This window comes from Vibrio sp. 1180_3 (assembly GCF_029478545.1).
Lineage (GTDB): Bacteria > Pseudomonadota > Gammaproteobacteria > Enterobacterales > Vibrionaceae > Vibrio > Vibrio aestuarianus.
Window position 1 is genome coordinate 1 of record NZ_SJFM01000036.1, and the last position, 24419, is coordinate 24419.

The following is a 24419-nucleotide window of genomic DNA, read 5'->3' on the forward strand; positions in this document are numbered from 1 at the left end:
ATCTTGGCATATTCAAGCTTCTGTTGAGGGGTGATTTGCACTCGTAGTTTTGGTGACATATCAGATTCCTTATAAGTAGTGATAATTATAAGGCTTAAATACCATCCAAGTTAACCGTACCATTACACCGTCTCGCTAAGCCCACCACCAAACACGACGATAACCGTAGTACGAGTTTTGGTTGCAGTCACAACTCACCTTAAAAAATACAGCGCGAGTAATGCCTATGTCATTAACAGACTCAGAGGGATTACTCATGTCCAACAATACTTACCTTCCCAACATTACCCATTCAAAAACGTTCAACGACTACCCCGTGTTTTTCAGTGACAAGGGGTTATACGAATCGGCCTTAACTTCCATGACGGAAGTCTTTGAACAAGCAATGGACGAGTTTGACGCGGCCTTGGCAACACGTCTGGATTTGTTTCTACCAGAAGACCATCAAGATACCGACCTCAGCATCATTAACGATTACTTTAAGCTACTTAAAGAAAAGCTCGATACGGAGTCTGTGTTCTATGTATGGCGTAGGCGAGAGGACAAGGTGCCGTCCCACAACTATCGCGTGATGCTGTTTACTGACTACAGCCAGCATTTTGGCCCCGCCATTTGCTGGGAAAAACGCAACGAATTGGTTGAGCACCTTAAAGAGGCTTGGCAAGAAGCGATAAAGAAGCACTACAGCGGCAAAGCGCGCTCATTGGTGTTTCTCAATGACCGAGGCAACTATGGCTTGGGGACACGCTGTAGGGAGCAGGACAAGAGCATCAAGCGTTGTGTCTTTCATCGCATGAGCAGTCTTGCTGAGGCATGGAATGAGCAGCGCTATAGCTTTGGCTCTAGTTCAGAGTAGACCGACTGCACTTTTTTACAGTGGCGGCTTATCTCATGGGTATATACAAAGCACAGGAGAAGATTCCCGATGACAATGAGATTTCTACGAATCCAAGACGTGATGTCACTAACTGGGCTAGGCCGTTCCACTATTTACAAGTTCATGGCTGATGAAACCGACTTCCCAAAGAGTGTGCCACTCGGTGAACGAGCAGTGGCTTGGGTAGAAAGTGAAATCGAGGAATGGATGGAATCGCGTCTGAGTATGCGAGACAACCAAGAATCCTTTCAGTAACACAAACGTCAACGGGGCGCTGGCTAAGCAAAGTCATGCGCCCTTTTTCAATTAGAGAGAGATAAAAAATGAGTTATTCAATTTACGTAGACGGCGCAGCCCCAAACAATCAACACGTTTGTACAAGAGGTGGCATCGGGCTGGTGGTCATGGATGAAGACAATGAGATTGTGCATGAAGAGAGTATCACTATTGATAGAGAGACGGATTGTGCGGAGTTGGAGTTAATGGCCTTTATCGAAGGGCTAGAGTACGCAGAAGATGGTGATGTCATCTTTTCAGACAATGATTACTGCGTGAAAGGTTTCAACATCTGGATGGACGATTGGAAAGATAGAGGTTGGCGTAAAGCGAATAAAAAGCCAGTTAAACATCGTCAGCTTTGGAAGCAAGTCGATGAACTGCGCTCTAGAAAGTATGTCGAGGTACTTAAAGTCAAAGCGCACTCTGGCATTGAAGGAAATGAAAGAGCGGATATGTTGGCGGTAGATGCAGCGAGAAACGATATCGACTAATACAACAATGCGGCTTGTAGGGTTGATACCTACAAGCCACTAGTGCCTGTTATTTGCGTTTTTGTAGATAACATATATCTGAAGTGGGATGTGATGCGAGAGCAGGGCCAGGTGTGGTTCCGGCTCAGCGGGAGCTCGCTTTTCTTTTAATATTGGATAGACTTTCTAGTCATACATATCCTGTTAATGTTTTTTGGTCCTATCAAATATCATCCGAATGAGTTGATGATTGAGTTTTTCCGCTATTAGGCAAAACCTTGCAACTTAGTTCCTCTTCATGTGGCATAACTAATTGATTATCAGTTGAGCAAGTATGAAAAATGCTGCAACATTGAAGGACCAAAGACGACTATTTGTCGTCGAATAAGCGTTAGGCCCAGATAGGAAATGATATGGAAATCAGAGTAGATAACTTAGAAGGCACTGGTGTTTTGCAGTTATTGGAAGAACACCTAAGAGACATGTATGCAACCTCACCAGCTGAAAGTGTTCATGCTCTGGATGTTGAGGCTCTTAAGCATCCATCCATCACTTTTTGGTGTGCAGAGAAAAATGGTGTAGTTCAAGGATGTATTGCACTTAAGGAGTTGACTTCAAACCATGCAGAAATCAAGTCGATGCGAACAGCCACAAGTTCAAGAAATCAAGGTGTTGCATCTCAGTTGTTGTCACATGTCGTAGCCGTTGCGAAAACTCGGAACTATGAGTTTCTGAGTTTGGAAACGGGTTCAATGGATTATTTTTTGGCTGCAAGAAAATTGTATGAAAAACATGGATTCATATACTGTGGTCCGTTTGGTGATTATCAACCAGATCCCAATAGCTGTTTTATGACGCGAAAGCTGTAATAAAGGCCTAACAAATAAGGATTAAGGTGTTGCGCAGCCAACACTAAATCCCAAGTGTTGAACAAGCCCGAAGCTACCTTATTAAGTAAATTGTGAAATTTAGTTTGAAGGGCATGTCGCCTTGAGACTTTTCTCAAGGCGAACGACGCTAACATAAGATTGCGATAGCAATCTCATCAATCACTTAGCTATTTTTTCTTTCTTCTTCTGTCACTTCTCCTCTGATTTACCTTTGCCATTATCCTTATTATCAAATGCCTTTCGGCTAGATCGGTCGACTAATTCCCACGCACGCCATTTCATGCTGACAGCAGGGGCAGATTCTTATCGCTTTGGTCCTTCTCGCCTTAATTAAGGGCGGCATGAGATAGAGCAAGTTCAACAGCAACAGTTGAATACGGGCTCTTAAGGCCAGCGCTTGCCCACGTAAAAATCCATAATCTCGAACTCGTTGTAGCCCTTTGGGGAGTACGTGCTGCAATATGAGCAGCAAGAACTTAAGGATGGGTAAGACCCGAGTTTGCCACGTTTTGCTTTGGCTCTCTTTGTAACGGAAGGTGACCGTGTCATCGGTGATATTGATTATGTTTTCATCAGGCAATACGCCGCGATAGAGGTAGCGAGATAAATAGTTCAGTGCTGACTGACCATAACCAACCTGCCTACAATCAACCACCCATTGTTCGGGTATGCCGTTAGGAAGCCACAACATTGGATGTTGATTAATGGCCTCTATCATTCTTGCTCGCCATATTTTGGCCAAAGCAAAGGCGTTGAAGAGGTATCGCTGGCTGCCTTTGTGCCACTCTTGTCTTGATAGGTCGTAACTTCCTGCCGCAACAATAATATGTAAGTGTGGATTGTCGACTGTGGGTATGAAGCACAGCGGTAAACCCCAGCTCGCCTTGCTTCTGCCTCTTAGCAAAGTCCTTTAAAATACCCGATGATACTTTGAACATCAGATTATATAGCGCTTTGGGTCGACGACTGGCCAACACTCTCAATTGATAAGGTAAAGTAAACGTCGCCATGAAGTAATGAACAGGTAAGCGCTTCTGATGTTGACGCGCTAGCCAGTCAGAAGTCGTACGTTGTTGGCATTGAGGGCAATGTCGGTGACCACAAGAAAGTGGTAATCGGTCATCGTGATGACAGTGGTCACAAAACCATTGTGACCGACCTTGTTGCTCGGTTTTGCAGCGCAGCATTGCAGAAATGGCCCGATGCATATCACCATTAAGCTGATCATGATGATGCCGTTTCAGCGCACTGTGATGTTGGCGAAGCAGTTCAATAAAGGCACTCATTTGATGCTCCACGTTAAATCTAATGCATCGGTTAATTGGTTGATCGCCATCGCAGCGTTGCGTTGCTTTAGCTGGGTCATTCGGGTGTAACGAGCGGTGGTATTAAGGCTTTCGTGACCGAGCAGTGTTTGGAGTGATCGCAGGTCTAGCCCTTGCTCAAGCAAGTGCGTCGCGAAGCAATGCCTCAGTGAATGAGGACTTGCCTGTTTTTTGATACCACACTCTTTAAGTACAAGTTTCATCGTCTTTTGAATACCGCCACGGTCCATAGGGGTGTCGTGACATGTACCTAGGCCAGGAAATAAGTAGTAAGGGTGCTTATGGGTAAGCCAATGTGCTCGAAGAGCTTTAAGAGTTCGCAGCGGAAGCGGCACCATTCGATCTTTTCCACCTTTTCCTTCACGTATGTGAACACGCATCGTTTGGCTGTCGATATCATGAACCGTGAGGTTTAATCCCTCACCAAGACGAAGCCCCATGCTATACAGAGTAAGAAAAAAAACTTGATAACGTGGCTGTCGAGTGTGGGTAATCAATGTGCCAACTTGCTGTGGTGTGAGTATGTCGGGTAGTCGTTTTACTTGAGGTGGTTTGACGATATTGAGCCATTCCCACTGTTTATTGAGCGTGTAGCGATAAAAAAACTGCAAGCCATTACGATCGAGTTTAATGGTGCTCCAAGAATGGGTTTCAATAAGCGCAGCGAAAAACTGTTTGAGATCGGCAGTGGTTAACGTGTCAGGTACGCGATCGAAGTGAGCGGTGATTCGACGAACTGCACGAGAATAGGCATCGATTGTGGAGGGCCGTTTACCTTGTAGTTTTAAATTGGTAAGGTGTTGTTGATAAAGGCTATTGTAGCGTTGCAGTTCAGTAGGGTTCATAATCGTGACTCCAGTAAGACACCTTCAACATAAAGGTGTTACTTAGAGTATGGACTGAGCGTGTTTTACTCTGCCGCGTAGCGGCTTCGTTCAACAAACGCTTTAAGACGTATTCGCAACGCTCGGCGGTTTTGGTTTGCGTCGGGTTTGATGTTGCCGATCAATTCGGAATGTTAGCCAGTGCGTTTCGGGCTACTTAATTGGGCTTTAGGTACATGCAGGAAATCGTGCTTTTGTAAGTGTAATTATTGAGAGGAAGTATCATGGCGTTAGTAAACGGAGTAAGCTCAAGAAGTGTAGCGGTCATTCTTGTTTGTGAAGTGAAATCAAGAAGTGTTGCTGATCTGTTGGTTTGTAGAGTTGATTCAAGGTCTATTGCTTCAGAGAATGACGGGCTATGGTGTGAAGTTAGCTCACGTAGTGTAGCGACCTCACTCATTAATTGGGTTTCTTCCCGCAGTGTTGCTGATTTATTGGTTTGTTTTGTTGATTCCAGGTCTGTAGCAGGGTGGCGGAGAGACCATCCACTGAAAGGTAAGATTTAAGCACTTAGTATCAAGTTTGAAGTGCGGTACTTTCTACAGATGAGCATGTATTTAGTTTGTGTGCAAGTCCATCGAAGGACTTCTGTGTCACGTGTGACATGTGATCGTTTTGGCAAGTGCGAAAACCACTAGGAGTGATGACGCAAGTTACAAGCTAGAAAAATGAGTGCTCTCTATGTCACTCTACCTCTTCAACTGGTAGAGGCTGACAGTAGTAATAACCCTGATACACGATACATCCTAATGATTCGAGGTAATCTCGTTGGTATTTCGTTTCGACGCCTTCAGCAACTGTACGCAACCCAAGAATATTGGATAGTGAAATAATCGTCTCAATAATCGATCGGGCGTTTGGCGTCGACTCAAGCTCACAAATGAAAGACTTGTCGATCTTTAACTGACTAATAGGAAGCTTTTTTAGGTAGCTCAATGATGAGTATCCTGTACCAAAGTCATCCAAAGCGAACTCAACACCTAAGGCTTGGACCTCGTTCATGCATTGTATTGCTTGCTCTATGTCATCAATTAACATGGTTTCCGTCAGCTCTAGCTTTAGCCTACCTGCAGGGATGCTATATTTCTCCATTAGCTTTTGAATAATCTTGGGAAAGTTGTTCGAGCAGAACTGTTGGTAGCTGATGTTGACTGAAATCGACAAATGGGATTTGGTCGAGTCACCTTGCCACTTAGCCAATTGCTTGCAAGCCGTTTTGAGCACCCATTCGCCTATAGGCATTATTAATCCTATGCTTTCGGCCAAAGGAATGAAATGATAAGGACTTACTAATCCTTTTAAGGGGTGTCTCCAACGAATGAGTGCTTCAACACCAATAACGATGTCATCTTCATTCACTTGCGGTTGATAGTAGAGTTCAAATTGTTCCTCTTTTAATGCCGCTCGTAAGTCTCTTTCTAGCTCAAAATTAGAAGAAATCGTCTTTTGCATCTCTGGCTTAAAAAAGCTGATTCTATTTTTGTACCTTGTTTGAATCTTATGAAACCTTCTCTAGTCTGTTTGGAGTTGCCTTGATACTCTGGTTTTTACTATTGTATATAGTACTTCCAACCTCTTTTCAGACTTGGAAAGGGCGAGAACAATGTACCAGAGCATATGAATGATCATTAAAACGAAACTTTACATTCCTGAGCCTAAATCAAACTATGTGGTGAGACAGGTTCTATCGGAAAAACTAAAGCAAATTATCAATACTAAACTTACGCTTGTATCCGCTCCTGCAGGTTTTGGTAAATCAAACCTGGTTGCGGATTGGTGTTCCCGAAAGGAAGAAAAGCTCGCCTGGTTGTCTTTGGACAGTAATGACAAAAACACTGACACTTTTCTGAGTTACCTTATCGCCGCATTCAGAGAGGTGGACATTACCCTTGCGCAAGAAGCATGGGATCTCGTTCAAGTGCAGAAAGAGGTCAATGCAGACCACGTAATTACCAGCCTCATAAATGAGTTAGCCTATTATCAGAATGAGCTAACTTTGATACTCGATGATTATCATTTAGCTAGCTCCGCTGCGACAGATTCTGTTATCAACAACTTTCTAGCCAGAATGCCTGAAAACATTCACCTGGTTCTCATCACGCGCTCAGATCCGTCAATTTCTCTCGCCAGGCTAAGGGCAGAACGAGAGCTTATTGAAATTCGCTCATCCGACTTAAAATTTACGGATGAAGAAGCCGGGAAGCTGTTGAGTCAAACCTGTCATGCGCAGTTGGAAAAGAGTGATGTGGTCGCTGTAAATAGAATAACGGAAGGTTGGGCAGTTGGTTTGCAACTCTCTTCTTTGGCACTCAATAGTAGTGCTCATCCTGAAGATATAATCACTCGGCTCTCAGGTACGCATACCTATATTCTCGATTACCTGACAGAGCAAGTTCTCTCTGGTATGAACGAAAAGGTGCGACACTTTTTACGTGAAACTTTCTTCCTGAAAGAGCTTTCTGTAGAGTTTTGTAATCATGTACTAAATAGGGAAGATTGCGGTGAAATACTCACTTACCTAGAGTCAAACAACATCTTTCTTATCTCTCTGGATAATGAGAGAAACTGGTACCGTTATCATCACCTCTTTGCTGATGTTTTACGCATTCACGCCCATATCACAGAGGAGAGAATGCATGAGCTGAATATGCGCGCGGCGGCATGGATGGCCAACAAGGGTCGCCTTGCTGATGCGGTTCAATATGTCCGTTGCTGTGGGGAAAAAGAACTGCTGAGGCTATTAGAAAGTCATTGGCCAATCGTACGTACACATTCACATGATTCTCAACTGATAGAGTGGCTCGCATCGGTCGATATAGAACGTATTCAAGCATTTCCAGTTTTAGCCGGCTACTACGGTTTGGTGCTTTTGCCTCACAACCCCGAGCAAGGAATCTTTTTGCTCGATACAACAAAGGAACATTTCGAGCGATGTGTCACACCATTAAACGACCAGGAAAAAACAACTCTGGGTATAGTCAATATCGGGCAAGCCTATATTCATGCGGCTCAAAGTAATACCAGAGAAGTACTTGAACGGATTCGTAATGCTTTAAATGTGTTACCGACAAAAGAACAGGTTTGGCGTGGCTCTTCCCGAGCCTTAGAAGGTATAGCGTTATGGCGAGATGGTGAGGTTTCTGCCGCGGAACGTAGCCTTAAAGCCGCTGTCGCCAATATGGACCGCTCTGAAGATATCAGCGCTAAAATAACAAGCCGTTTTTTACTGGGAGATTTCTATTACCAGTTTGGCTGGTTGACTAAGGCTAGGTCTGTTGTCGAATCGGCGATTGATAGGGTTGATCAAAATAGAAGCTACACCGTCGAAGGGAGTGCTGATGTATACCTGCTGCTTTCAGAAATTGAATTTGAGCAAGGAAACATTGAAAGCGCATTGAGTTTGCTTGATACAGCTCAGCAGTTTGGTACTTCAGGCTCTATGCAGGAAACAAAATACCGTTATCCGCTCATTTCTGGAAGAATTGCTTCTGTAGAGAACCGTATTGAAGATGCTATAAAGTACATCAGTGATGCAGAAGCCCTGTATGTTGAGACGCCCAATCCATGCCATCGACCACCCTCGCTCTGGAAAGGTATTATCCTACTCAATCAGGGCAGCTGCGAACTACTCACAAAACAGACTCCTTGTTCCACACCTTTTCATATCAATAGCTTAGCCTATTTAACTTATCTCATTGCACAGCCAAATGAACGAAGGGAAGTCACGACGACTATGAATAATGCCTTCTCTGAGGATACACCGCCTACATTACAGTTTGTTCAGAAAGTGGTTTGTGCTATCGATGCTGAAGCTAACAAGGATAAAAAATCTGCAGAGCATGCACTTAGGCAGGCAGTATTGCTAATGGCAGAGAATGGCGCTGATGTATGGCATACAGAGATCAGAGCCATACATGAGTTATTTACAACATATGATTTAGCACCGAAGAAGCTCTCACCAGTGATAATAACAGATTCACTGGTTGAGCCTTTAAGTGTAAAAGAGACGCAAGTCCTGCAGTGGCTAGACACTGAACTCAGCGGCCCTCAAATTGCGTCAAAGCTTTTCGTTAGCCTCAATACGCTCAGAACTCACACAAAAAACATCTACTCAAAGCTTGGTGTCAGTAACCGCCGCGCCGCCATAAATAAAGCGAAGTTACATAAGTTACTTTCTTGGACCAAACTATGATAAACCACATCATCTGGTGATGTGTGTAAAGAGCCCTGTGGGTAATCTTGCCATTAAGCAAACCCGCTTAACCTCTCAATAAAATAAGGGCTTATTATGAACTCAAAACTCAATTTTCTGGCAATGTCTGGCTTAATATTGCTTTTTGGTACAGTCGCTAATGCCGCAGAAAACCACTCTTCCTTTAAGGTGTTACTTGGTGACAAATCGTTAGACTCTGATTGGGGAAAAGATGACTCAATGGACACAATTGGGTTCCAGTCTACCTACCAACCCGCATCGCTGCCTTTTGGCATTGCCCTGGATTTTTTTGGAAGTGGAAATGAAAACAAGAATAGTGGAAACACGACCGAAACAACCGTAGGTGAAATTAACCTCGGACTCAGGTACCAACCGACTATTCTAGCAGGTGCTTTTGCGCCCTATCTGGGTGCTGGGGTTAGCTATGTATCAGTAGAGCTGGAAGAATACAGTTCAGGTGTTAAAAGAAACTACGAAGATACCGGTACCGGCTATTGGGTTGGAGGTGGCATCGATTATCTATTTGCACAGCGGTGGTCAATTGGTATTGATGCACGCTACTCCAGTGCTGATGTAGAAGTCAATGGAGAAACACGTGATGCCGGTGGGATTGGCTGGGGAGCGAATATCGGATACCGCTTTTAGTCAGCAGGTGAGGTGGATTATGCGTAATGTGCACAATGAAGAGTTCGGTCTCTTCAACGTATATGTAGAAGAGAATTTATCTCCAGACTGGCAACAAACTTTTTCAGAAGTAACCGTACAAAAAGTAGCAAGTGGAACCTGTATAGAGGTTTATTGCAAAGATATGTCAGAGCTTCACGGTATCGTAAACTTGGTTTTCAATATGGGGCTGAAGTTGCAAGCAGTGATAAAACAAGGGTTTTCTGTAGATGTTTAAATTGGAAACGGAACGACTGATACTTAGAGATATGCAGCTTGAGGATGAGGCGACCTTCGTCGCTATTTCTCAAGATGCGAAATATCAGCGTTTCTATGATGAATCGGATTGTGAACCGAATAAATATCGCGAACTGACAAAGTTGTTTATTGAACAAGCATCCGAAATGCCGCGGAAATCTTATCAATTAGCCATTGAGCATAAAATGACCGGGCAATTTGTTGGAACAATCTGTTTACGCCTTGAAAACGATAATCAAGCATCAGTGGGGACTGGGCTATCCAGAGAGTACCAAGGTAGTGGACTGATACTGGAAGCCGCTCAGGCATTGGCTCAGTATGGATTCTCTAACCTGGGAGTTCACCGTATTTACGCAGAAACCATCAGCCAAGACAGGGCTGCAATTAGGCTTTGCCAAGCGCTAGGCATGAGAAAAGAGGCACACTTTAGAGAAAACCGTTACTTCAAAGGTCAATGGTGGGATACGGTCGTGTTGGCTATCCTGCGAGATGAGTGGGATGGTAGTTAGAAAACTAAAGGTCACTCAATCACTGTTTTATTCTGAGGATAAACACGGACGGAAAATATGGTTCAATTGGCTGCTACAACTTATATATTCATTCTTCTGGGAGTGATTGTCTTTCAGTTCTGCCTTATTGCCGGAGCGCCCTGGGGAAGAATGACTCAAGGTGGCCGCCACGAAGCTTCGTTGCCTATCTCAGGACGAGTAGTTGCTGGCATCTCTGTCGTGTTACTCGTCTTTATGGCGACAGGTGTCGCCTCTGAGGCTAAGCTGATTGCAGGTTTACCGAAATGGGTCCCCTATACTGGACTGACCATACAGGCTTTAAGTGCCCTTTTAAACTGGATTACTCCCTCCCGAATAGAGAGGCTCATATGGGCACCCATTACCACTCTGATGTTAACATTGGCACTTTATGTCGTATTTATGTAATTGATAACATTAATTCTGGCTCGAGACATTGGATAATGTCATGCTCGTATGAGTTATCAATAGAGCACAAACTATGACCATACGGCCTTTTTTTAAGGGCAGTATCTAAAGAGGAAAATATGAATTTTCTCTTAAAATTATTGATAGCTTCTCCGCTGATTTACTTTGTGATTGCTTTCTCCCTACTCTCGCTACCTTTTAGTAGAGAGCATTCCGACAAAGGTTTAGATTTTAACGTTCTACACATTGATAGTGCTCCTGAAATTAATATCGCTGAAAAATATTATACTGCGCGCGATGGAAGTGACCTTTTTTATCGCTTCTTGTTGGGGGACTCAAAAGTTATTGTTGTCTTAATCCACGGTTCTGGAACGGAAGGAAGGTATTTACTTCCTTTAGCAGAAAGATTAAATGCCTCTCTAAATATATCTGTTGTATTGCCTGACCTTCGCGGCCATGGAAAGTCTGCATTGGGGAGTATGGGTGATGTAGATTACTTAGGTCAATTGGAGCACGATCTTGAAGATTTAAAAAAGGAACTTGCATTTAAATTCCCTGATTACAAGGTCATCCTTGGAGGGCATTCGTCTGGTGGAGGGCTAGTTGTTAAGTACGGTGGCAATGAGCTTGAAAAATACGATGGTTATATGATGTTAGCGCCATATTTAGGCTACAAAGCACCGACTGTTCGCCCGAACTCCGGAGGGTGGGTGCAAGTTAGACAAGCCAGATACGCTGGGTTAGCTATGCTGAATAACGTAGGGATTAAGCTGTTCAACTATCTGTCAGTACTATATTTTAATCGACCTGTAACTATTGATGACGAGTTTCAAGTAGATAGCTATACCTTTCGGATGAACGAGTCTTTTTCTCCTCAGTTTTTTACTGCTGACCTACGAGAAAATAACAATAACATTCTAGTGTTGGTAGGAGAGAATGACGAAGCATTTTATGCTTATAAATTTGAGAAGGTTTTTAGGGAAAACGCCCCGCAAACTGATTTGAGAATAATATTAGGCGCTAAACATCTAGACTTGTCAAACAACCATGAAACGGTTGATATCATGCTGGCATGGCTCGAAAAAATATATGATAAGGAATTGAAGCGAACAAACCGCTGAATGCGAAAGCTAAATTGAGAACAATTGATACTGCCATCATAAGCAAAACCGTGGAAAGGTGACTTTTGATGGTCGTTCCCTTGTTTGAGAGATACCCCCCCTTGATGGATAGATTCCCTCCTAAGTTCCGTATACCAGAGCATGCGGAAGACAAAATTATCGAGCTGACATCACAGAAACCTCATCTCACGCTGATGCAACTGATGATGGAATTAAAAGAGCACAATATTACTGTGAGTATCGGCACGATTAAAAACATCTGGAAAGAAGAAAAACTGAGTACCAGAGAGCTTAGGGTTAAAAATTACAATCACTGAATATCGATGTATAAGGCAAGAAGTATCAATCCTGGCTAGAATGTAAGAGCATGACAGAATCGGTTGGTACTTATCCCGTCACGTTCCCTCAGTAATGACAAGGTGAGCACATCTTCAGAAGCAAAAAAAGAGTGGGGAGCGTGATTGCTCCCCATTTTCATTGTCAGCTCTAAACCACCGCCTTGGGCGGTGGTGATTGTACCTTGGGGCTATTGCCCGAAGGAGTGCCCATGTTAGAAGTAAACCTCTTATTCACCACAAGTAAGAGGAAACTAAAAACATGGGCGATTACAGAAGTTCAATCACATGTGTATTGGCGTTGTAAATACCACATAGTGTGGACGCCGAAGTACAGATTTAAGATCTTGAAAGGTAATGTAGGCAAGGAGCTTTATCGCTCAGTCTATATTTTGTGCAATATGAAAGATTGCGAGGTCTTGGAACTAAATATCCAGCCAGATCACGTTCACTTGGTTGTAATAGTTCCCCCGAAAGTTTCGATATCGACTTTGATGGGGATATTGAAAGGACGTTCAGCTATCCGGTTGTTTAATAAGTTTCCACATATTAGAAAGAAATTATGGGGAAATCATTTTTGGGCAAGAGGGTATTTTGTTGACACAGTTGGTGTAAATGAAGAAATCATCAGGCGATACGTAAGGCACCAAGACAAGAAAGATCAAGAATATGAGGCACAGCTAGAGTTGAAGATGAACTAACAGCGCAGGAACGCCCCCTTTTAGGGGGCTGTAAACCAAAGCCGCCTTCTAAGAAGGCGGATTTTTACTTTTATCGACGCTGGTGGCATCACTTTTCTGTGATAGCTTCACAGCCTTCAGGAGCAGTGATGGTCGCCTTCCTGCAGAGCCGCTTTTACATCTATTTTGTATTAAGTGCATAGTGCATTTACCCACACTAACGTTGACGGCTCCCGATTGGTTTATTCTGAGGTTGAGTTTACAGTCAATGATTGTTACTTTGTTTGGATGAAACGTATCTCGACACCTTCATCATTTTTCTTTTGGTGGCGCTCTAACTAGAGCGGCACGGGATTTTCACATTCTTAAGCTGCTGGAAGGTAGCTAAGACTGTGTTCGATTATCTCCGGTAGCGATCTATTTACTAGGAGATAAACATGAACACTAACCGCTACTCTGAAAATTCAGAAGTCATCTTAACTGGTGACAGAGCTACAGGCCCATTACATCTTGGCCACTATATTGGTTCACTGAAGCAGCGTGTTGCTTTGCAGCATGCTAACGACCAAACTATCCTTGTTGCTGACATGCAAGGTTTAACAGATAACGCTCACAATCCATCTAAGGTATCTTCCAACATACTTAATGTCGTCGCCGATTATCTGGCGGTAGGCATTGACCCAAGTAAAACAACAATTTGTCTCCAGTCGCAGTTACCCGCATTAGCTGAACTAACGATGTATTACAGTAATCTTGTGACAATAGCGCGGTTAGAGCGAAATCCTACGGTGAAAAGTGAGATTCAAAACAAAGGCTTCGAGCGCTCAATCCCAGCTGGCTTTTTGACATATCCCATTTCTCAGGCCGCCGACATAACGGCTTTCAACGCGACTCTTGTTCCTGTAGGGGATGATCAACTGCCTATGCTTGAACAAACGAATGAAATTGTTAGGAAAATAAATACCCTAGCAGGAAAAATGGTTCTCAAAGAATGCCGTCCGCTACTTAGTAACGCATCACGTTTACCTAGCACAGATGGCAAGAATAAAATGTCAAAATCAATGGGGAACGCGATCAATCTTGGCGCTTCCCAGAAGGAGATCAGTGCTGCCGTAAAATCAATGTATACCGACCCAAATCACTTGAAGATAGAGGATGCTGGTTGTGTTGAAGGAAACGTTGTTTTTACCTATCTTGATGCATTTCACCCAGATTCAAACTACATCACTCACCTGAAGGAACATTACCAACGAGGCGGACTTGGTGATGGAACGACAAAGAAAATCCTTGAAGAATGCTTGCAAGAGCTACTTCGGCCTATTCGAGAGAAAAGAGCCGAATTACTTGATGACAAAGCACAGCTAATTGATATTTTGGTTGAAGGAAGCCAGCTATCTAAAGAAAAAACTCAGAGAGTACTTTTTGATATTAAAGATATATTTGGACTAAATATCTTCTAAACAGACGTTACTTCGGGAGAGTCAACTCAAGTTAATGAGTAATGATCCCGAAGTGCATGTCATGTTACTGAACGGCTAACGTAATGAACAAAGTGGTGAACCCAGCGTTTAATCATTGCCCAATCTCTATAATCTCCTTCACTCACGCCTTTGCTTTTCGCGATCCACTTGAGGGGAAAACGATAGTACCAAGGCATTACCTCTAGCTTTAATGTGCCAGGAAAACCTGCAACCATAATCGGTTTAACTTGGGTGTTCACACTAAGAAGTGTGTCATCGTAGACTTGTTTGTCATCTATTGGATTTGATGTCCCTTGCACAAGAGAAAGACAAGTATAGAAATACGCGACAGGAATCTGTGAGAGTATCGTTTGATGGCGAGTCACGTACTGTCTAACGGTGGGTAACCACCTGTCATAACGGATGGGACTTCCCACTATTACCGCTTCGCCATCTAGCGGCGCGCGCGCATTTTCAGCATTTTGGCACTCTACCTGCACACCTAAGCGAGAGAGCTCGGTTGCCATTACTCGCGCAATGTCTTCGGTTGAACCAAATCCTGAGTCGTACACAATGAGTACTTTGTTAAAGTTCATGATATTGGTCCTTTCGATGAGTCACTGACTATTTGAACTTGGCTTATATTGAGCTAACAAAACACGTTATGTGAACGCTTTCGTCTTTCTAAAGGCCACGACGAGTAAAACCGCAATCGCAATTTCTACAACTAGCGCGGCCAAGATCCCCCCAGACGGCATACCATCGGCAAATATCCCTATCACTCTACCCACAGGAAAAGCGAAAAAAACGATTTTTGCGGCAACGATTGAGGTCTTAGGTAAGGGATGATAAAAGAGGCCGGCTAGCATCAATGCCCCCAATACAGCGAGGTTTGTCCCCGGTCCTCGTAGCTCACTGAGTAGGCTTGGGTCATCCGCGAGCGCAATGCCATAGCTTAAGTAAAAAGTATGTGGCTCTAGTGCAATAAACCCGCCGATAGTAAAGGCGGTAACCCCAGCTATCCCTAAAACAATACGCTCAAACATAGATGCAATCATGGTGCAATCTCCTTCTAGATTTCATGACATCATTGGATTAACTGACTAGAGCCACAAAACTGCGGCAGGCAGTGAACGTTGTTTATTAGACCTAATTGAGCGATGATTTAATTGACAGAAAGTCGCTGAACGTTTGCAGGAAGTACATATTGATGGACGATAAAAGAACACAAGCCATGGCGAAGTTTGAACAAAACAGGCGTCAGGATGAGGAGGCCAGCTCTCCGCTCAGTCAACTTAAAATGAGTAGCGTTTTTTATACTTACTCGATGTTGAAGCAACCTTGGGGGGTGAAGATCCCTTCTATTCCCTCTAGCACTATGTTTCACTTAGTTCTAGAAGGTGAAGCGTTCGTCTCAGTGTATGGTGCCCGCGTAAAGCTGGAACCAGGTGACTTTATTTTGCTACCAAGAGGTACCGGTCATGACATCGTTGACGTCAATAACACACCAGCCAATGACCTGTTTGACAATAATATCGAAAAAATCACCGAACACTATGAGCGTTTAACTACGACTGGTGAAGGTGCGTTGACGACGACTCTGTGTGGCACGGTACTGTTTGATAACGAGGTTACGACGTCCATCATTCAATCAATGCCGGATTATATTTTGGTGCTGTCACAATCCCCAGCGCACCAAACCATCGAAAGTTTGGTGCAATCTATACAGAGAGAAACTGAAAACGAGGATTATGGCGCAGGACTTATTGTCTCTAAGTTGGCTGATGTATTAATCCTTCAATGTATCCGTACTTGGATTAATGAACTCTCTGATGAACATCAGAGTTGGCTACTGGCACATACTGATAAGCGTCTTTCTCGTGCGATGAAAAAAATACATGGAGACCCCTCTGCGCATATCGATATTGAGTGTTTAGCTGAGTTATCTGGTATGTCTCGCACGAGCTTCATTGATTATTTTAAGAAAATCGTCGGTCAGACGCCTAAGAAGTACATCACGCATTGGCGCTTATCGCTGGCGCGAGAGCGGTTGTTGCATGGCAATGAGCATGTTCTCAATATTGCACTCGATGTTGGCTATCAATCTGAAGCCGCGTTCAGCCGTGCATACAAGAGTAAGTATGGAGTGTCACCATCTCATACTAAGAAATCCGGGTAACACTGTTTTATCTAGGGAATGGCGGTCAGCCCGATGTAAACCCGGGCTGCCCAATGGTGATGGTTTAATCACCCGTCCTGAATGCTCTATCCCCAGTAACCCCCTTCAATAGTTTTGGTGACATAGTCTGAGAACCTTGTTGGTTTGGTGCCAGTCGCTTCCTCGACACCATGCGCAAGGTTTGAGTTACGCCCGTCAAAGACAACAGTGAAGAGCTCATTAAGGAGCCATTGGTAATCTTCTGGTACATTTTGCTCTTTTAGGATGTTTAAATAGTCATCGATACTGACCGAGGTAAATTTAATCTCTTTGTTGAGCTGCTTGGAAATCTCATCAACGCAGTCCTGAAAGGTCAGCAACTCAGGGCCTGTCACCTCATACAAGCGGTTTCGCTTGCTTGGGTCAACCAGAGCGGCCACCGCTACCTCTGCAATGTCATCCGTGTCAATGAAGGGCTCCGGTATGTTTCCAGCAGGTAATATTAAGTGGCCGTTCAAGATGCCTTCTGCCATAAAGCTTTCGCTAAAGTTTTGTGCAAACCAAGAAGCGCGAACCACATTCCATTCAAGACCACTGTTGATAAGAACTTGCTCTGCTCTTTCTGCTCCATCTTCACCTCGCCCAGAAAGTAAGACAACATGCTCAACGCCTTCGGCTTTCGCCACTTCGACAAACGCACGGATATCACTCTCTGCATTGGGTACGGCAAGATCGGGCTGATAAGTCACGTACGCTGACTTTGCGCCTTTTAAGGCTGCAGGCCAAGTTGCTCTATTTCCCCAGTCAAAGCAAGTCGAGGTGCTTCGGGAGACTGAGCGAGTCTCAAAGCCAAGCTCAATGAGCCTTTTGTTGACACGAACACCGGTTTTAGCATTTTTACCGATGATGACAATGGGGTTTGATGGATTGTTCATAATGGCTCTCCTAGTGGGATTCCCAACGTATTGATGAAGTAGTACTCATCATGTGTCGAAAGAACTTTGAGTGGAATGATGTTAAATCCGTAATTGTTAACATAAAGTCCAATATGAGCAGTAGAGTAAAATATTATTGAGACGGATGAACTGGTTCGCTAGGCGTTGATGGGGTCATAGACAAGACTGCATTGGCTTTAGAAATTTGAAAGAAGTGTTGTGAAAACTGAACTTTGGATCTAATGGGATAAGTGATTGAGTATGGTGTCTTATACTCTTAATAAAACGAGAAGCACTCTCCAGACATACACCCGGTATCATACATGCACGGCTTTCTTGTGCTACCCAAGAAGACCAGTTAGAACGAGCATATGTTGCATCTATCGAATGTTTTGCTGTTATTTATCTTACAATCTTCTATCCTTATCTGAGGATGAGAATAGAAGATTAGTGTAAGTTATTCGCTACTTGAAAGCATTAGTGTTTTTGCTAGCTGAAAGAGTATAAATAAGTGGAACTTGTTGGTTTTTATGCAGCATTTGATATCCGGATCCAGGTATGTGTTCTAACCCGTCAAAACAGTTATAAGGGCTATAAGGCGACTCAGAGAAAGCTTCAATTGTTAAGCCCGCTGCTAACAATGCACTGATAACTTCACTAACCGAATGAGACCACGTAGCCATTGTCGAAGTTGTACCATCGCAGTTCTCAGTATATGTCCCTTCTTCATCAATATCAGGTTCATTCTTTGGAAAATAGGAATAACCGCTTAGCAAATCGTTAATCGAATGAAATTCTACAAGATGAAATTGACCACCACACTTTAGTGAGTTTGCGACGGTGTTTGCCCATGCAGACAAGTCCGATAGCCAACAAAGTACTCCATATGAAGTGAATACGATATCGAACTGCTTTTGGTTAATCTGATCAAACTGACAAACATCACTTTCTACAAATGTTGCATCTATTCCTAGCGATTCTTTTAGTAAGTTCGCTTGTTCAATGGCTTTGCTTGATAGATCAACCCCCGTTACATTAGCACCCATGCGTGCTAGTGATAGAGTGTCTTGTCCAAAGTGACACTGAAGATGTAAAATAGATTTACCTTTCACATCTCCCAGCAATTTAAGTTCGGGAGGATTTAGAGAGGACCTGCCTTTTTTAAATGATTCGACATCATAAAACTTTGACTTGATATGGGTGTCTGTTCTGGAATCCCACGCATCTTTGTTTATTTCTAGATAGTTCATTTTCATACCTGGTTTGCTTTGTTGAATTACTGATATCATTTATTCGTGTGGTAAAGATTTCGGAAGTGTTCTGATAAGCTCCTTTCCCCATACAACGGAGCGACCATATCCCCTGCGCTAACGGTAAGGAAAAACTCAGTCGGGCCTCCAAAACGCTCAGGTATAGATTTTGCGATAAATAACGCAGTTCTTCTCATCCAGTCTGGTAAGTTGATTATCTTAGCTCTATCGGCTCGTCCTTGAGCTTCGAATGCAAGCATAGCTATTTGGGACACAGATAGCTTTTCTGGTCCTCCAACACTAAGTTCACGCTCACTCATATTGATAGCTTCTAAGCAAAAATGGGCCAAATCTGTACCGTGAATAGGGTTTAACTGTGTTCTTCCATCTCCGAATACATATGCTTGTCCGGATTGTGCCATTTTGTAATACTCTTCTAGATCCGAGAAAAATCCATTTGGCCTGATTACGCAAGGAGTTAATTGCTCTGTTTTGAGTAATTTGTCTGCAAACTTTTCCTTGGCATGAAGCAGTCGGACATGGTTATATTGCGGGGCATTAAAAGCAGAGATGTAAATAAACTTCTTGACACCTGCTCTTATAGCTTCCTCTAATAAATTGTAGTTAGCCTGAAAGTCTACATCCATGTATTTCAGACCATCTTTCTGCCTTGTAATACCAACACAGGAAATAACTACATCTATATCATCACAGCATCCAATTAGGCTACTAGGGTTAGTAACTTCTGCAACTCTGATTTGTGTGTCAGTAACTCCACTTCTTTTGAGTTTCTCGGTGTGCCGTACTAAAGCAAAAAAATCTGTATTAGAGGTTTTTAAAACATCGATGAGATGTCGACCAAGGTAACCACTAGCTCCGGCTACAAGAATCGTCTTAGTATTGTCCACATTACATCTCCTTTCTTAAGAATAGTGATAGAAACCTACACCAAATATTCAATTTATTAATCACCATATGTGGTGATTGAGCAGCCTATTATTAATGGTAACTTGGTGGACCATATTGTTGTCACTGGAAGCTATAGTATGACTTCATTGAACAAAGCAAGAGCTTCACTACTTATCAATATCTTATGTTTTATGTTTGGGTTTTGGTTACTAGTCAGTAAGTTTCACTATTTAAACGACAAAAATGTCCTTCCACAACAAACATTAGAACTGTTGGTTTTAGATAGCAATCACTTCATCCTTTGGAACGTAGTGGTTTATTTTGTATACGGAGTGTCTTTGCTTTATCTAACCATTAACTTGTTTTTTAATGTAAGACAAAAAGAGCCCGAACTAGCTATTGGGATTTTGGTTATGGGAGGGATCTGGTCCGGCTTAATGTTTCTAAGTGGAGGGCTTGCGATTGAGTTGATAAATAGTGTTGAAGGTTTGCAGGCTCTCAATTGTGAGCTCGCGATAGAAGTTTGGACAATAGGAAACCTTTTACATGAAAGTATTGGAGGAGGCAATGAACTTATTGGTGCTATTTGGGTTGGATTAATTTCCTGTGCATTGCCTTCTCGAATCGGGGCAACTTTGGTGACCAAATTTCTTGGCTATGCTGCCACCTTTTTTGGGCTCTGTACTTTGTTCGAATCTTCTGAAACCTTTGCTAGCCTGTTTGGTGTCACCTTGATATTCTGGTTTTTACTTCTACATGTATCGCTTCCTACTTCATTTTTTATATGGAAGGCTAAGTGATGATAAATCAGAGTTAGGTAAATGATTATAAAGACCAAACTATATGCTCCTGAACCTAAATTAAAATGTGTAGTAAGGGAAGGACTGAACGAAAAACTTAGGAAAGTGAATCAAACAAAATTCACGCTCGTTTCTGCTCCTGCAGGCTTTGGCAAATCGCACTTAATTGCAGGCTGGTGTTCGATTCAAAAAAGAAGATTTGCTTGGCTGTCGTTAGACATTAATGATAGAAATACCAATATTTTTCTTTATTACTTGATCGCAGCGGTGAAAGAAGCGGATAGCACGCTTGCACAAGAAGCTTGGGATTTAGTTAAAGTTAGTAAAGAAGTTAATAATGAAGATGTAATAACCAGCTTATTGAATGAGTTGGCCTATTACGAACATGACATAACCTTGGTGCTAGATGACTACCATTTAGCAAGCACTTCTAAGATTGATTCAATCATTACTTTTTAGGCAGATTGCCTACAAATGTTCACCTAATCCTTATTACCCGTTCTGATCCTTCACTTTCACTGGCACGTCATAGAGCAAATGGCGATCTAATTGAGTTTCGAGCGTCTGACTTGAGGTTTACTGATGAAGAGGCGGAGGTTCTGTTGAGGCACTCTACCACTACATAAATAGCCGAAGAGCCGCAGTCAAAAAAGCTCGCGCATACAAGTTACTTTATTGAAAATAGGTATATTAAATCACATCATCTGGTGATGAGGGTGATGAACCTTATTGGTAATGTACATCTCAAGCAATAAGCTTAATGATATTACTGAAAAGGACTGATTATGAAATTAAAACTCACCGTGCTGGCTATGACTAGTTTAATGCTTATTCCTGGCTCTGTCGTCAACGCAGCAGAAGGCTACTTTTCCGCTAAAATGTTACTTGGCAGCAAATCACTTGATAGTGATTGGGAAGAAAATGATTCAATGGATACAATTGGACTTCAGTCAACATACCAGCCGGCTTCGCTGCCTCTTGGGATTGCTCTAGATTTTTATGGTAATGGAAACGAAGAAGAGATCAGTGGTCATAAGACAGAAACAACCGTTGGTGAACTTAACCTCGGCTTAAGGTACAGTCCAATCATTCTAGGTGGTGCATTTTCCCCTTACCTAGGTGGAGGAGTGAGTTATGCCGCTGCAGAGCTAGAGGAAGTGAGATCCGGAGTAAAAACAAAATATGATGATACGGGAATAGGTTATTGGGTTGGGGGAGGCATTGAGTATTTATTGACCGAGCGTTGGTCTATTGGAGCAGATATACATTACTCTAGTGTAGATGTTGAACTTAATGGAGAAAAAAGGGATGCTGGCGGACTCAGTTGGGCCGCAACTATTGGGTATCGCTTCTAGTCATTTCAATAGGGGCAAAGATATGAGCAGCTTACACAAAGTGGACTTAAGCCTTTATAAAATATATGTACAAGAGGAGCTATCTCCAGACTGGCAAGAGACGTTTTCAGAGATAACCGTCAAAAAGGTCACAAGTGGGACCTGTATAGAGGTTCATTGTAAAGATATGTCAGAGCTTCAGGGTGTAATATGCCTTATTTTTAACATGGGTCTCAACTTACAAGCAGTTATAAATCAAGGTTTTTCGCTGGATGATTAAACTGGAATCGAGATCAGAACCTGTATATGCTTCGTAGCCTAAAAGTGAGGCTGCTTTCGTCCTCACTTGTTAAGGTTAGAGCATACAGCTCTAATGCCGTTCACTTAAGGTGAGCGGCATTGTATTTTCTAGGTATCGGCTTAGCCTTTTACTCTGAAATAGGGAAGGGTCTATCTTACCTTGGTTCAAGTATTCAGCTATCACTCATTGAGTAGAAGTTTGGAGCGTAGTGGTCAACTAAAATTAGTCACAGCTTTATAAGCTTTCCAACTCATTCTGCGTGAAATCGTCATTGTACTGGTGTTAACTCATGACATGGTTCACGATCTTATGCCACCACATCTACTACGTTGCACTCTATTTCTAGGATTACGTCACAGGAGTAACAGACCTTTTGACTTAAGCATGAGAGATTGTTCCGGTTCTTTAGAAGGATAAAACTATGGCTTGATTATGTTTAAGACCTACTGGGTAAAAGTATAGCTGACGTATTATTAGAAAAAATAACTATCTGCATTTTTTCGTTGGTACAAAAAGGTATGAAAACACGGAAGCTCCCATCATGGTTTTTTCTTGCCTTTATCACACCAAAGAGTTGATCATCTGATGTGACAAATACACTATTCTCTTTACTTTTGATTCCATCTTTATATAGATCAAATATTGTATATTGAAGAGGTGAGAATTCACCTGAATATATTCTAATTTGGTTATGATTAGTTGAGCAGTCTTGCCCCTCCCAAACACATCTCTCTGTAATCTTAGGTAAGGGACGATCTGCAAAGCTTACTTTATCTGGTGTTACAGAAGGCAGTATATACCCTGCAGCAACAACCAACACTAGTGTAGCGATTTTTGCACAAGTATTTAATTCCATACCAGCCTACTACTAACTTCATCCAGAACTTTCATTTCATGCAGTAAGAGGTCAATAGATTGACGTTGAGATTCCATTCTATTTGTAATGCTTTGTGAACTAGCATTGAGGTCGGCCATGTTGCTGCTTATTTGGTTCAACGCGGTATTTTGCTGTGTAACAGCCGAAGAAACTTGATACATCTCATCGTTCACACTGGTAACATTAGTTGAGATTTCTCTATAGCTATAGAGCAAGGCGTCTAACAGCTGTGTAACTTGTGATGCGGATTTGAGCATTTCAGTTACTTGCGTTGTTGATATATCAACACTTGAAGATAGTTGATCAAGTGATCCTTTTATGTGATCCAAACTAGCGTCTGTCCTTTGCGCTAATTGACGGACTTCATCTGCTACCACCGCAAAACCACGACCAGCTTCACCTGCTCTGGCTGATTCAATTGACGCATTGAGTGCTAGGAGATTAGTTTGTTCAGATAGGTTTGCGATGGTGTCTAGAACACTTGATATCTGTCGGGTGTCTTCTGTAACTCTATTTATGATCGATTGTGTGTTCTTGGCAAGGTGCGTTAGTTGATCTAAGCCATTGTGGCATTTTTCTACTTCAGTAAGGCAGCTTTGACTAACATGATTAGCCTTTTCTGCATTCATACTGCAATCTGAGGTTGAAGATGTCACGGTATCAAACGATGTTCCAAGCTCTTCAACCGCAGTAGCAACAAGTTCTGTGTTAATTGCATGTGATGATAGTTCGTGGTTAATGCTATCAATGTCTTTCATTAATGCTGTTGAGGCTCTAGATAGAGAGTGCATAGTTGTTGATTGTGAATCAGATAGCTCCCTTAAGCGCAAAACTATTTGATTAAACTTTTGTTCGAACGCTCCTTGGTGACTTAACTCAATGTTAAGGAGCAATCGATCATTTTTTACCATATTGTCAACAGTCTTTTCGACATACTCAAGTTTGTGTAAATTTTGGCTTAGAGATAAGCTGCCATAAATACAAACGCTGGCTTGGAAAGTAGCATATAGACAATGTTCAATTACCATTGTGAAAGGGCTGTTTGGTGGGAAAATGTATAAACCCGAAGTTGTGCTGAATTGGAGGTAGTAAAAAAGTACATGATGAATTGCGGCTGCTATTAAACAGTGAAAAACCATCTTCCAATCATTATAAATTGTTGTGCATGCCAGCAATATGAAAACCTCAAAGTGCAGCATAACATCTCCATAAGCCTGATGTATATGCAAGGCAACAAAGCTATACAATAAATATGGGATAGTGACTCTTAGTGATTCGCGATTTAATAATAAAACGATAATCACTAAAGCGATATTTACTGCAAAATCTATGTAGGAAAAACCATAACGAAACATATAGATGAACGTTAACGAGGAAAAAAGACCCAATAGTAAATGGGTGGTTTTTGTGAAAGTTAGCGACTTCATTAAGTCAGCTCCTATTATTGGGTATAATTAGTAGGTTA

Annotated in this window: 24 protein-coding genes and 3 pseudogenes; 17 read left to right on the plus strand and 10 right to left on the minus strand. The window is 42.5% G+C overall.

Going from position 1 to position 24419, the window contains the following annotated elements:
* The first annotated feature begins 256 nt into the window (after positions 1-256).
* From EYW48_RS17425 to EYW48_RS17440, 4 genes are all read left to right on the plus strand, one after another.
* The gene (locus tag EYW48_RS17425; protein WP_277432760.1) at positions 257-856 is read left to right on the plus strand and encodes an inovirus Gp2 family protein; all 600 of its coding nucleotides are present in this window, start codon (positions 257-259) and stop codon (positions 854-856) included.
* A gap of 75 nt (positions 857-931) precedes the next feature.
* A complete protein-coding gene (locus tag EYW48_RS17430; RefSeq protein WP_193232617.1) occupies positions 932-1132 on the plus strand; it encodes an AlpA family transcriptional regulator in 201 nt (66 codons plus the stop codon).
* 68 nt (positions 1133-1200) lie between these two features.
* Positions 1201-1647, plus strand: coding sequence for a ribonuclease HI (locus EYW48_RS17435; RefSeq protein ID WP_277432736.1), 447 nt, complete (start codon positions 1201-1203; stop codon positions 1645-1647).
* Between the two features lie 392 nt (positions 1648-2039).
* On the plus strand, positions 2040-2495 hold the full coding sequence (locus EYW48_RS17440) for a GNAT family N-acetyltransferase (RefSeq protein ID WP_277432737.1): 456 nt from the start codon (positions 2040-2042) through the stop codon (positions 2493-2495).
* 265 nt (positions 2496-2760) lie between these two features.
* Here the strand turns inward: EYW48_RS17440 and EYW48_RS17445 are convergent.
* From EYW48_RS17445 to EYW48_RS17455, 3 genes and pseudogenes are all read right to left on the minus strand, one after another.
* A pseudogene (locus EYW48_RS17445) lies at positions 2761-3802 on the minus strand (transposase).
* Positions 3799-4686: a site-specific integrase gene (locus tag EYW48_RS17450; protein ID WP_277432738.1), complete on the minus strand. Its 888-nt coding sequence runs from the start codon at positions 4684-4686 to the stop codon at positions 3799-3801. The pseudogene EYW48_RS17445 and the gene EYW48_RS17450 overlap by 4 nt, the downstream one beginning before the upstream one ends.
* 723 nt (positions 4687-5409) lie before the next feature.
* Complete coding sequence (locus tag EYW48_RS17455) at positions 5410-6177, minus strand: EAL domain-containing protein (RefSeq protein ID WP_277432739.1); 768 nt, start codon at positions 6175-6177, stop codon at positions 5410-5412.
* A 169-nt stretch (positions 6178-6346) separates the two neighbouring features.
* Here EYW48_RS17455 and EYW48_RS17460 point away from each other — a divergent pair, with 169 nt between their 5' ends.
* From EYW48_RS17460 to trpS, 9 genes and pseudogenes are all read left to right on the plus strand, one after another.
* The gene (locus EYW48_RS17460) at positions 6347-8917 is read left to right on the plus strand and encodes a LuxR C-terminal-related transcriptional regulator (RefSeq protein ID WP_277432740.1); all 2571 of its coding nucleotides are present in this window, start codon (positions 6347-6349) and stop codon (positions 8915-8917) included.
* 96 nt (positions 8918-9013) lie between these two features.
* A complete protein-coding gene (locus tag EYW48_RS17465; RefSeq protein WP_277432741.1) occupies positions 9014-9583 on the plus strand; it encodes an outer membrane beta-barrel protein in 570 nt (189 codons plus the stop codon).
* A 19-nt stretch (positions 9584-9602) separates the two neighbouring features.
* Positions 9603-9839 carry a hypothetical protein gene (locus EYW48_RS17470; protein WP_269350481.1) on the plus strand — a complete coding sequence of 79 codons (237 nt, stop codon included), beginning with the start codon at positions 9603-9605 and terminating at the stop codon, positions 9837-9839.
* Positions 9832-10368: a GNAT family protein gene (locus EYW48_RS17475; RefSeq protein ID WP_277432742.1), complete on the plus strand. Its 537-nt coding sequence runs from the start codon at positions 9832-9834 to the stop codon at positions 10366-10368. Before EYW48_RS17470 ends, EYW48_RS17475 begins: the two co-directional genes overlap by 8 nt.
* Positions 10369-10425: 57 nt before the next feature.
* On the plus strand, positions 10426-10794 hold the full coding sequence (locus EYW48_RS17480; protein WP_277432743.1) for a hypothetical protein: 369 nt from the start codon (positions 10426-10428) through the stop codon (positions 10792-10794).
* Positions 10795-10913: 119 nt separating this feature from the next.
* Positions 10914-11915 carry an alpha/beta fold hydrolase gene (locus tag EYW48_RS17485; RefSeq protein WP_277432744.1) on the plus strand — a complete coding sequence of 334 codons (1002 nt, stop codon included), beginning with the start codon at positions 10914-10916 and terminating at the stop codon, positions 11913-11915.
* Between the two features lie 122 nt (positions 11916-12037).
* Positions 12038-12232: pseudogene (locus EYW48_RS17490) on the plus strand (ISNCY family transposase); the annotation flags it as partial.
* 280 nt (positions 12233-12512) lie between these two features.
* Positions 12513-12951 (plus strand): annotated as a pseudogene (gene tnpA, locus EYW48_RS17495) (IS200/IS605 family transposase).
* Between the two features lie 416 nt (positions 12952-13367).
* The gene (gene trpS / locus EYW48_RS17500) at positions 13368-14390 is read left to right on the plus strand and encodes a tryptophan--tRNA ligase (protein ID WP_277432745.1); all 1023 of its coding nucleotides are present in this window, start codon (positions 13368-13370) and stop codon (positions 14388-14390) included.
* 59 nt (positions 14391-14449) lie between these two features.
* On the opposite strand, the gene EYW48_RS17505 is transcribed toward trpS, so the two are convergent.
* Together EYW48_RS17505 and EYW48_RS17510 are read right to left on the minus strand one after the other, a co-directional pair.
* Entirely contained in the window at positions 14450-14986 is a 537-nt protein-coding gene (locus tag EYW48_RS17505) for a flavodoxin domain-containing protein (RefSeq protein ID WP_277432746.1), read from the minus strand.
* A 66-nt stretch (positions 14987-15052) separates the two neighbouring features.
* Positions 15053-15448, minus strand: a complete 396-nt coding sequence (locus EYW48_RS17510) for a DUF4345 domain-containing protein (protein WP_277432747.1) — start codon at positions 15446-15448, stop codon at positions 15053-15055.
* 152 nt (positions 15449-15600) lie between these two features.
* On the opposite strand from EYW48_RS17510, the gene EYW48_RS17515 reads away from it, so the two are divergent.
* Positions 15601-16569: an AraC family transcriptional regulator gene (locus EYW48_RS17515; RefSeq protein WP_277432748.1), complete on the plus strand. Its 969-nt coding sequence runs from the start codon at positions 15601-15603 to the stop codon at positions 16567-16569.
* An 86-nt stretch (positions 16570-16655) separates the two neighbouring features.
* Here the strand turns inward: EYW48_RS17515 and EYW48_RS17520 are convergent, their stop codons facing one another.
* The 3 genes from EYW48_RS17520 to EYW48_RS17530 form a co-directional block, all read right to left on the minus strand.
* Positions 16656-17483, minus strand: coding sequence for an NmrA family NAD(P)-binding protein (locus tag EYW48_RS17520; protein ID WP_277432749.1), 828 nt, complete (start codon positions 17481-17483; stop codon positions 16656-16658).
* Positions 17484-17947: 464 nt separating this feature from the next.
* Positions 17948-18739 (minus strand): class I SAM-dependent methyltransferase, encoded by a 792-nt coding sequence (locus EYW48_RS17525; RefSeq protein ID WP_269351133.1) that lies wholly within the window; start codon positions 18737-18739, stop codon positions 17948-17950.
* Positions 18740-18768: 29 nt separating this feature from the next.
* Positions 18769-19641, minus strand: coding sequence for an SDR family oxidoreductase (locus tag EYW48_RS17530; RefSeq protein WP_277432750.1), 873 nt, complete (start codon positions 19639-19641; stop codon positions 18769-18771).
* Positions 19642-19779: 138 nt separating this feature from the next.
* Between EYW48_RS17530 and EYW48_RS17535 the strand changes: the two genes are divergently transcribed.
* The 3 genes from EYW48_RS17535 (at position 19780) to EYW48_RS17545 (ending at position 21797) form a co-directional block, all read left to right on the plus strand.
* Entirely contained in the window at positions 19780-20442 is a 663-nt protein-coding gene (locus EYW48_RS17535) for a hypothetical protein (protein WP_277432751.1), read from the plus strand.
* A gap of 21 nt (positions 20443-20463) precedes the next feature.
* Entirely contained in the window at positions 20464-20901 is a 438-nt protein-coding gene (locus tag EYW48_RS17540) for a hypothetical protein (protein WP_277432752.1), read from the plus strand.
* A 326-nt stretch (positions 20902-21227) separates the two neighbouring features.
* Positions 21228-21797: an outer membrane beta-barrel protein gene (locus EYW48_RS17545; RefSeq protein WP_277432753.1), complete on the plus strand. Its 570-nt coding sequence runs from the start codon at positions 21228-21230 to the stop codon at positions 21795-21797.
* Between the two features lie 716 nt (positions 21798-22513).
* Here the strand turns inward: EYW48_RS17545 and EYW48_RS17550 are convergent.
* Together EYW48_RS17550 and EYW48_RS17555 are read right to left on the minus strand one after the other, a co-directional pair.
* Positions 22514-22933: a hypothetical protein gene (locus tag EYW48_RS17550; protein WP_277432754.1), complete on the minus strand. Its 420-nt coding sequence runs from the start codon at positions 22931-22933 to the stop codon at positions 22514-22516.
* Entirely contained in the window at positions 22924-24381 is a 1458-nt protein-coding gene (locus tag EYW48_RS17555; protein WP_277432755.1) for a methyl-accepting chemotaxis protein, read from the minus strand. Before EYW48_RS17555 ends, EYW48_RS17550 begins: the two co-directional genes overlap by 10 nt.
* Positions 24382-24419: the final 38 nt, after the last annotated feature.

Excerpts from the sequence above, each read along its gene's own strand:
- EYW48_RS17425 (WP_277432760.1), top strand. The coding sequence starts at position 257 with ATGTCCAACAATACTTACCTTCCCAACATTACCCATTCAAAAACGTTC.
- EYW48_RS17430 (WP_193232617.1), top strand. The coding sequence starts at position 932 with ATGAGATTTCTACGAATCCAAGACGTGATGTCACTAACTGGGCTAGGC.
- EYW48_RS17435 (WP_277432736.1), top strand. The coding sequence starts at position 1,201 with ATGAGTTATTCAATTTACGTAGACGGCGCAGCCCCAAACAATCAACAC.
- EYW48_RS17440 (WP_277432737.1), top strand. The coding sequence starts at position 2,040 with ATGGAAATCAGAGTAGATAACTTAGAAGGCACTGGTGTTTTGCAGTTA.
- EYW48_RS17450 (WP_277432738.1), bottom strand. The coding sequence starts at position 4,686 with ATGAACCCTACTGAACTGCAACGCTACAATAGCCTTTATCAACAACAC.
- EYW48_RS17455 (WP_277432739.1), bottom strand. The coding sequence starts at position 6,177 with ATGCAAAAGACGATTTCTTCTAATTTTGAGCTAGAAAGAGACTTACGA.
- EYW48_RS17460 (WP_277432740.1), top strand. The coding sequence starts at position 6,347 with ATGATCATTAAAACGAAACTTTACATTCCTGAGCCTAAATCAAACTAT.
- EYW48_RS17465 (WP_277432741.1), top strand. The coding sequence starts at position 9,014 with ATGAACTCAAAACTCAATTTTCTGGCAATGTCTGGCTTAATATTGCTT.
- EYW48_RS17470 (WP_269350481.1), top strand. The coding sequence starts at position 9,603 with ATGCGTAATGTGCACAATGAAGAGTTCGGTCTCTTCAACGTATATGTA.
- EYW48_RS17475 (WP_277432742.1), top strand. The coding sequence starts at position 9,832 with ATGTTTAAATTGGAAACGGAACGACTGATACTTAGAGATATGCAGCTT.
- EYW48_RS17480 (WP_277432743.1), top strand. The coding sequence starts at position 10,426 with ATGGTTCAATTGGCTGCTACAACTTATATATTCATTCTTCTGGGAGTG.
- EYW48_RS17485 (WP_277432744.1), top strand. The coding sequence starts at position 10,914 with ATGAATTTTCTCTTAAAATTATTGATAGCTTCTCCGCTGATTTACTTT.
- trpS (WP_277432745.1), top strand. The coding sequence starts at position 13,368 with ATGAACACTAACCGCTACTCTGAAAATTCAGAAGTCATCTTAACTGGT.
- EYW48_RS17505 (WP_277432746.1), bottom strand. The coding sequence starts at position 14,986 with ATGAACTTTAACAAAGTACTCATTGTGTACGACTCAGGATTTGGTTCA.
- EYW48_RS17510 (WP_277432747.1), bottom strand. The coding sequence starts at position 15,448 with ATGATTGCATCTATGTTTGAGCGTATTGTTTTAGGGATAGCTGGGGTT.
- EYW48_RS17515 (WP_277432748.1), top strand. The coding sequence starts at position 15,601 with ATGGACGATAAAAGAACACAAGCCATGGCGAAGTTTGAACAAAACAGG.
- EYW48_RS17520 (WP_277432749.1), bottom strand. The coding sequence starts at position 17,483 with ATGAACAATCCATCAAACCCCATTGTCATCATCGGTAAAAATGCTAAA.
- EYW48_RS17525 (WP_269351133.1), bottom strand. The coding sequence starts at position 18,739 with ATGAAAATGAACTATCTAGAAATAAACAAAGATGCGTGGGATTCCAGA.
- EYW48_RS17535 (WP_277432751.1), top strand. The coding sequence starts at position 19,780 with ATGACTTCATTGAACAAAGCAAGAGCTTCACTACTTATCAATATCTTA.
- EYW48_RS17540 (WP_277432752.1), top strand. The coding sequence starts at position 20,464 with ATGATTATAAAGACCAAACTATATGCTCCTGAACCTAAATTAAAATGT.
- EYW48_RS17545 (WP_277432753.1), top strand. The coding sequence starts at position 21,228 with ATGAAATTAAAACTCACCGTGCTGGCTATGACTAGTTTAATGCTTATT.
- EYW48_RS17550 (WP_277432754.1), bottom strand. The coding sequence starts at position 22,933 with ATGGAATTAAATACTTGTGCAAAAATCGCTACACTAGTGTTGGTTGTT.
- EYW48_RS17555 (WP_277432755.1), bottom strand. The coding sequence starts at position 24,381 with ATGAAGTCGCTAACTTTCACAAAAACCACCCATTTACTATTGGGTCTT.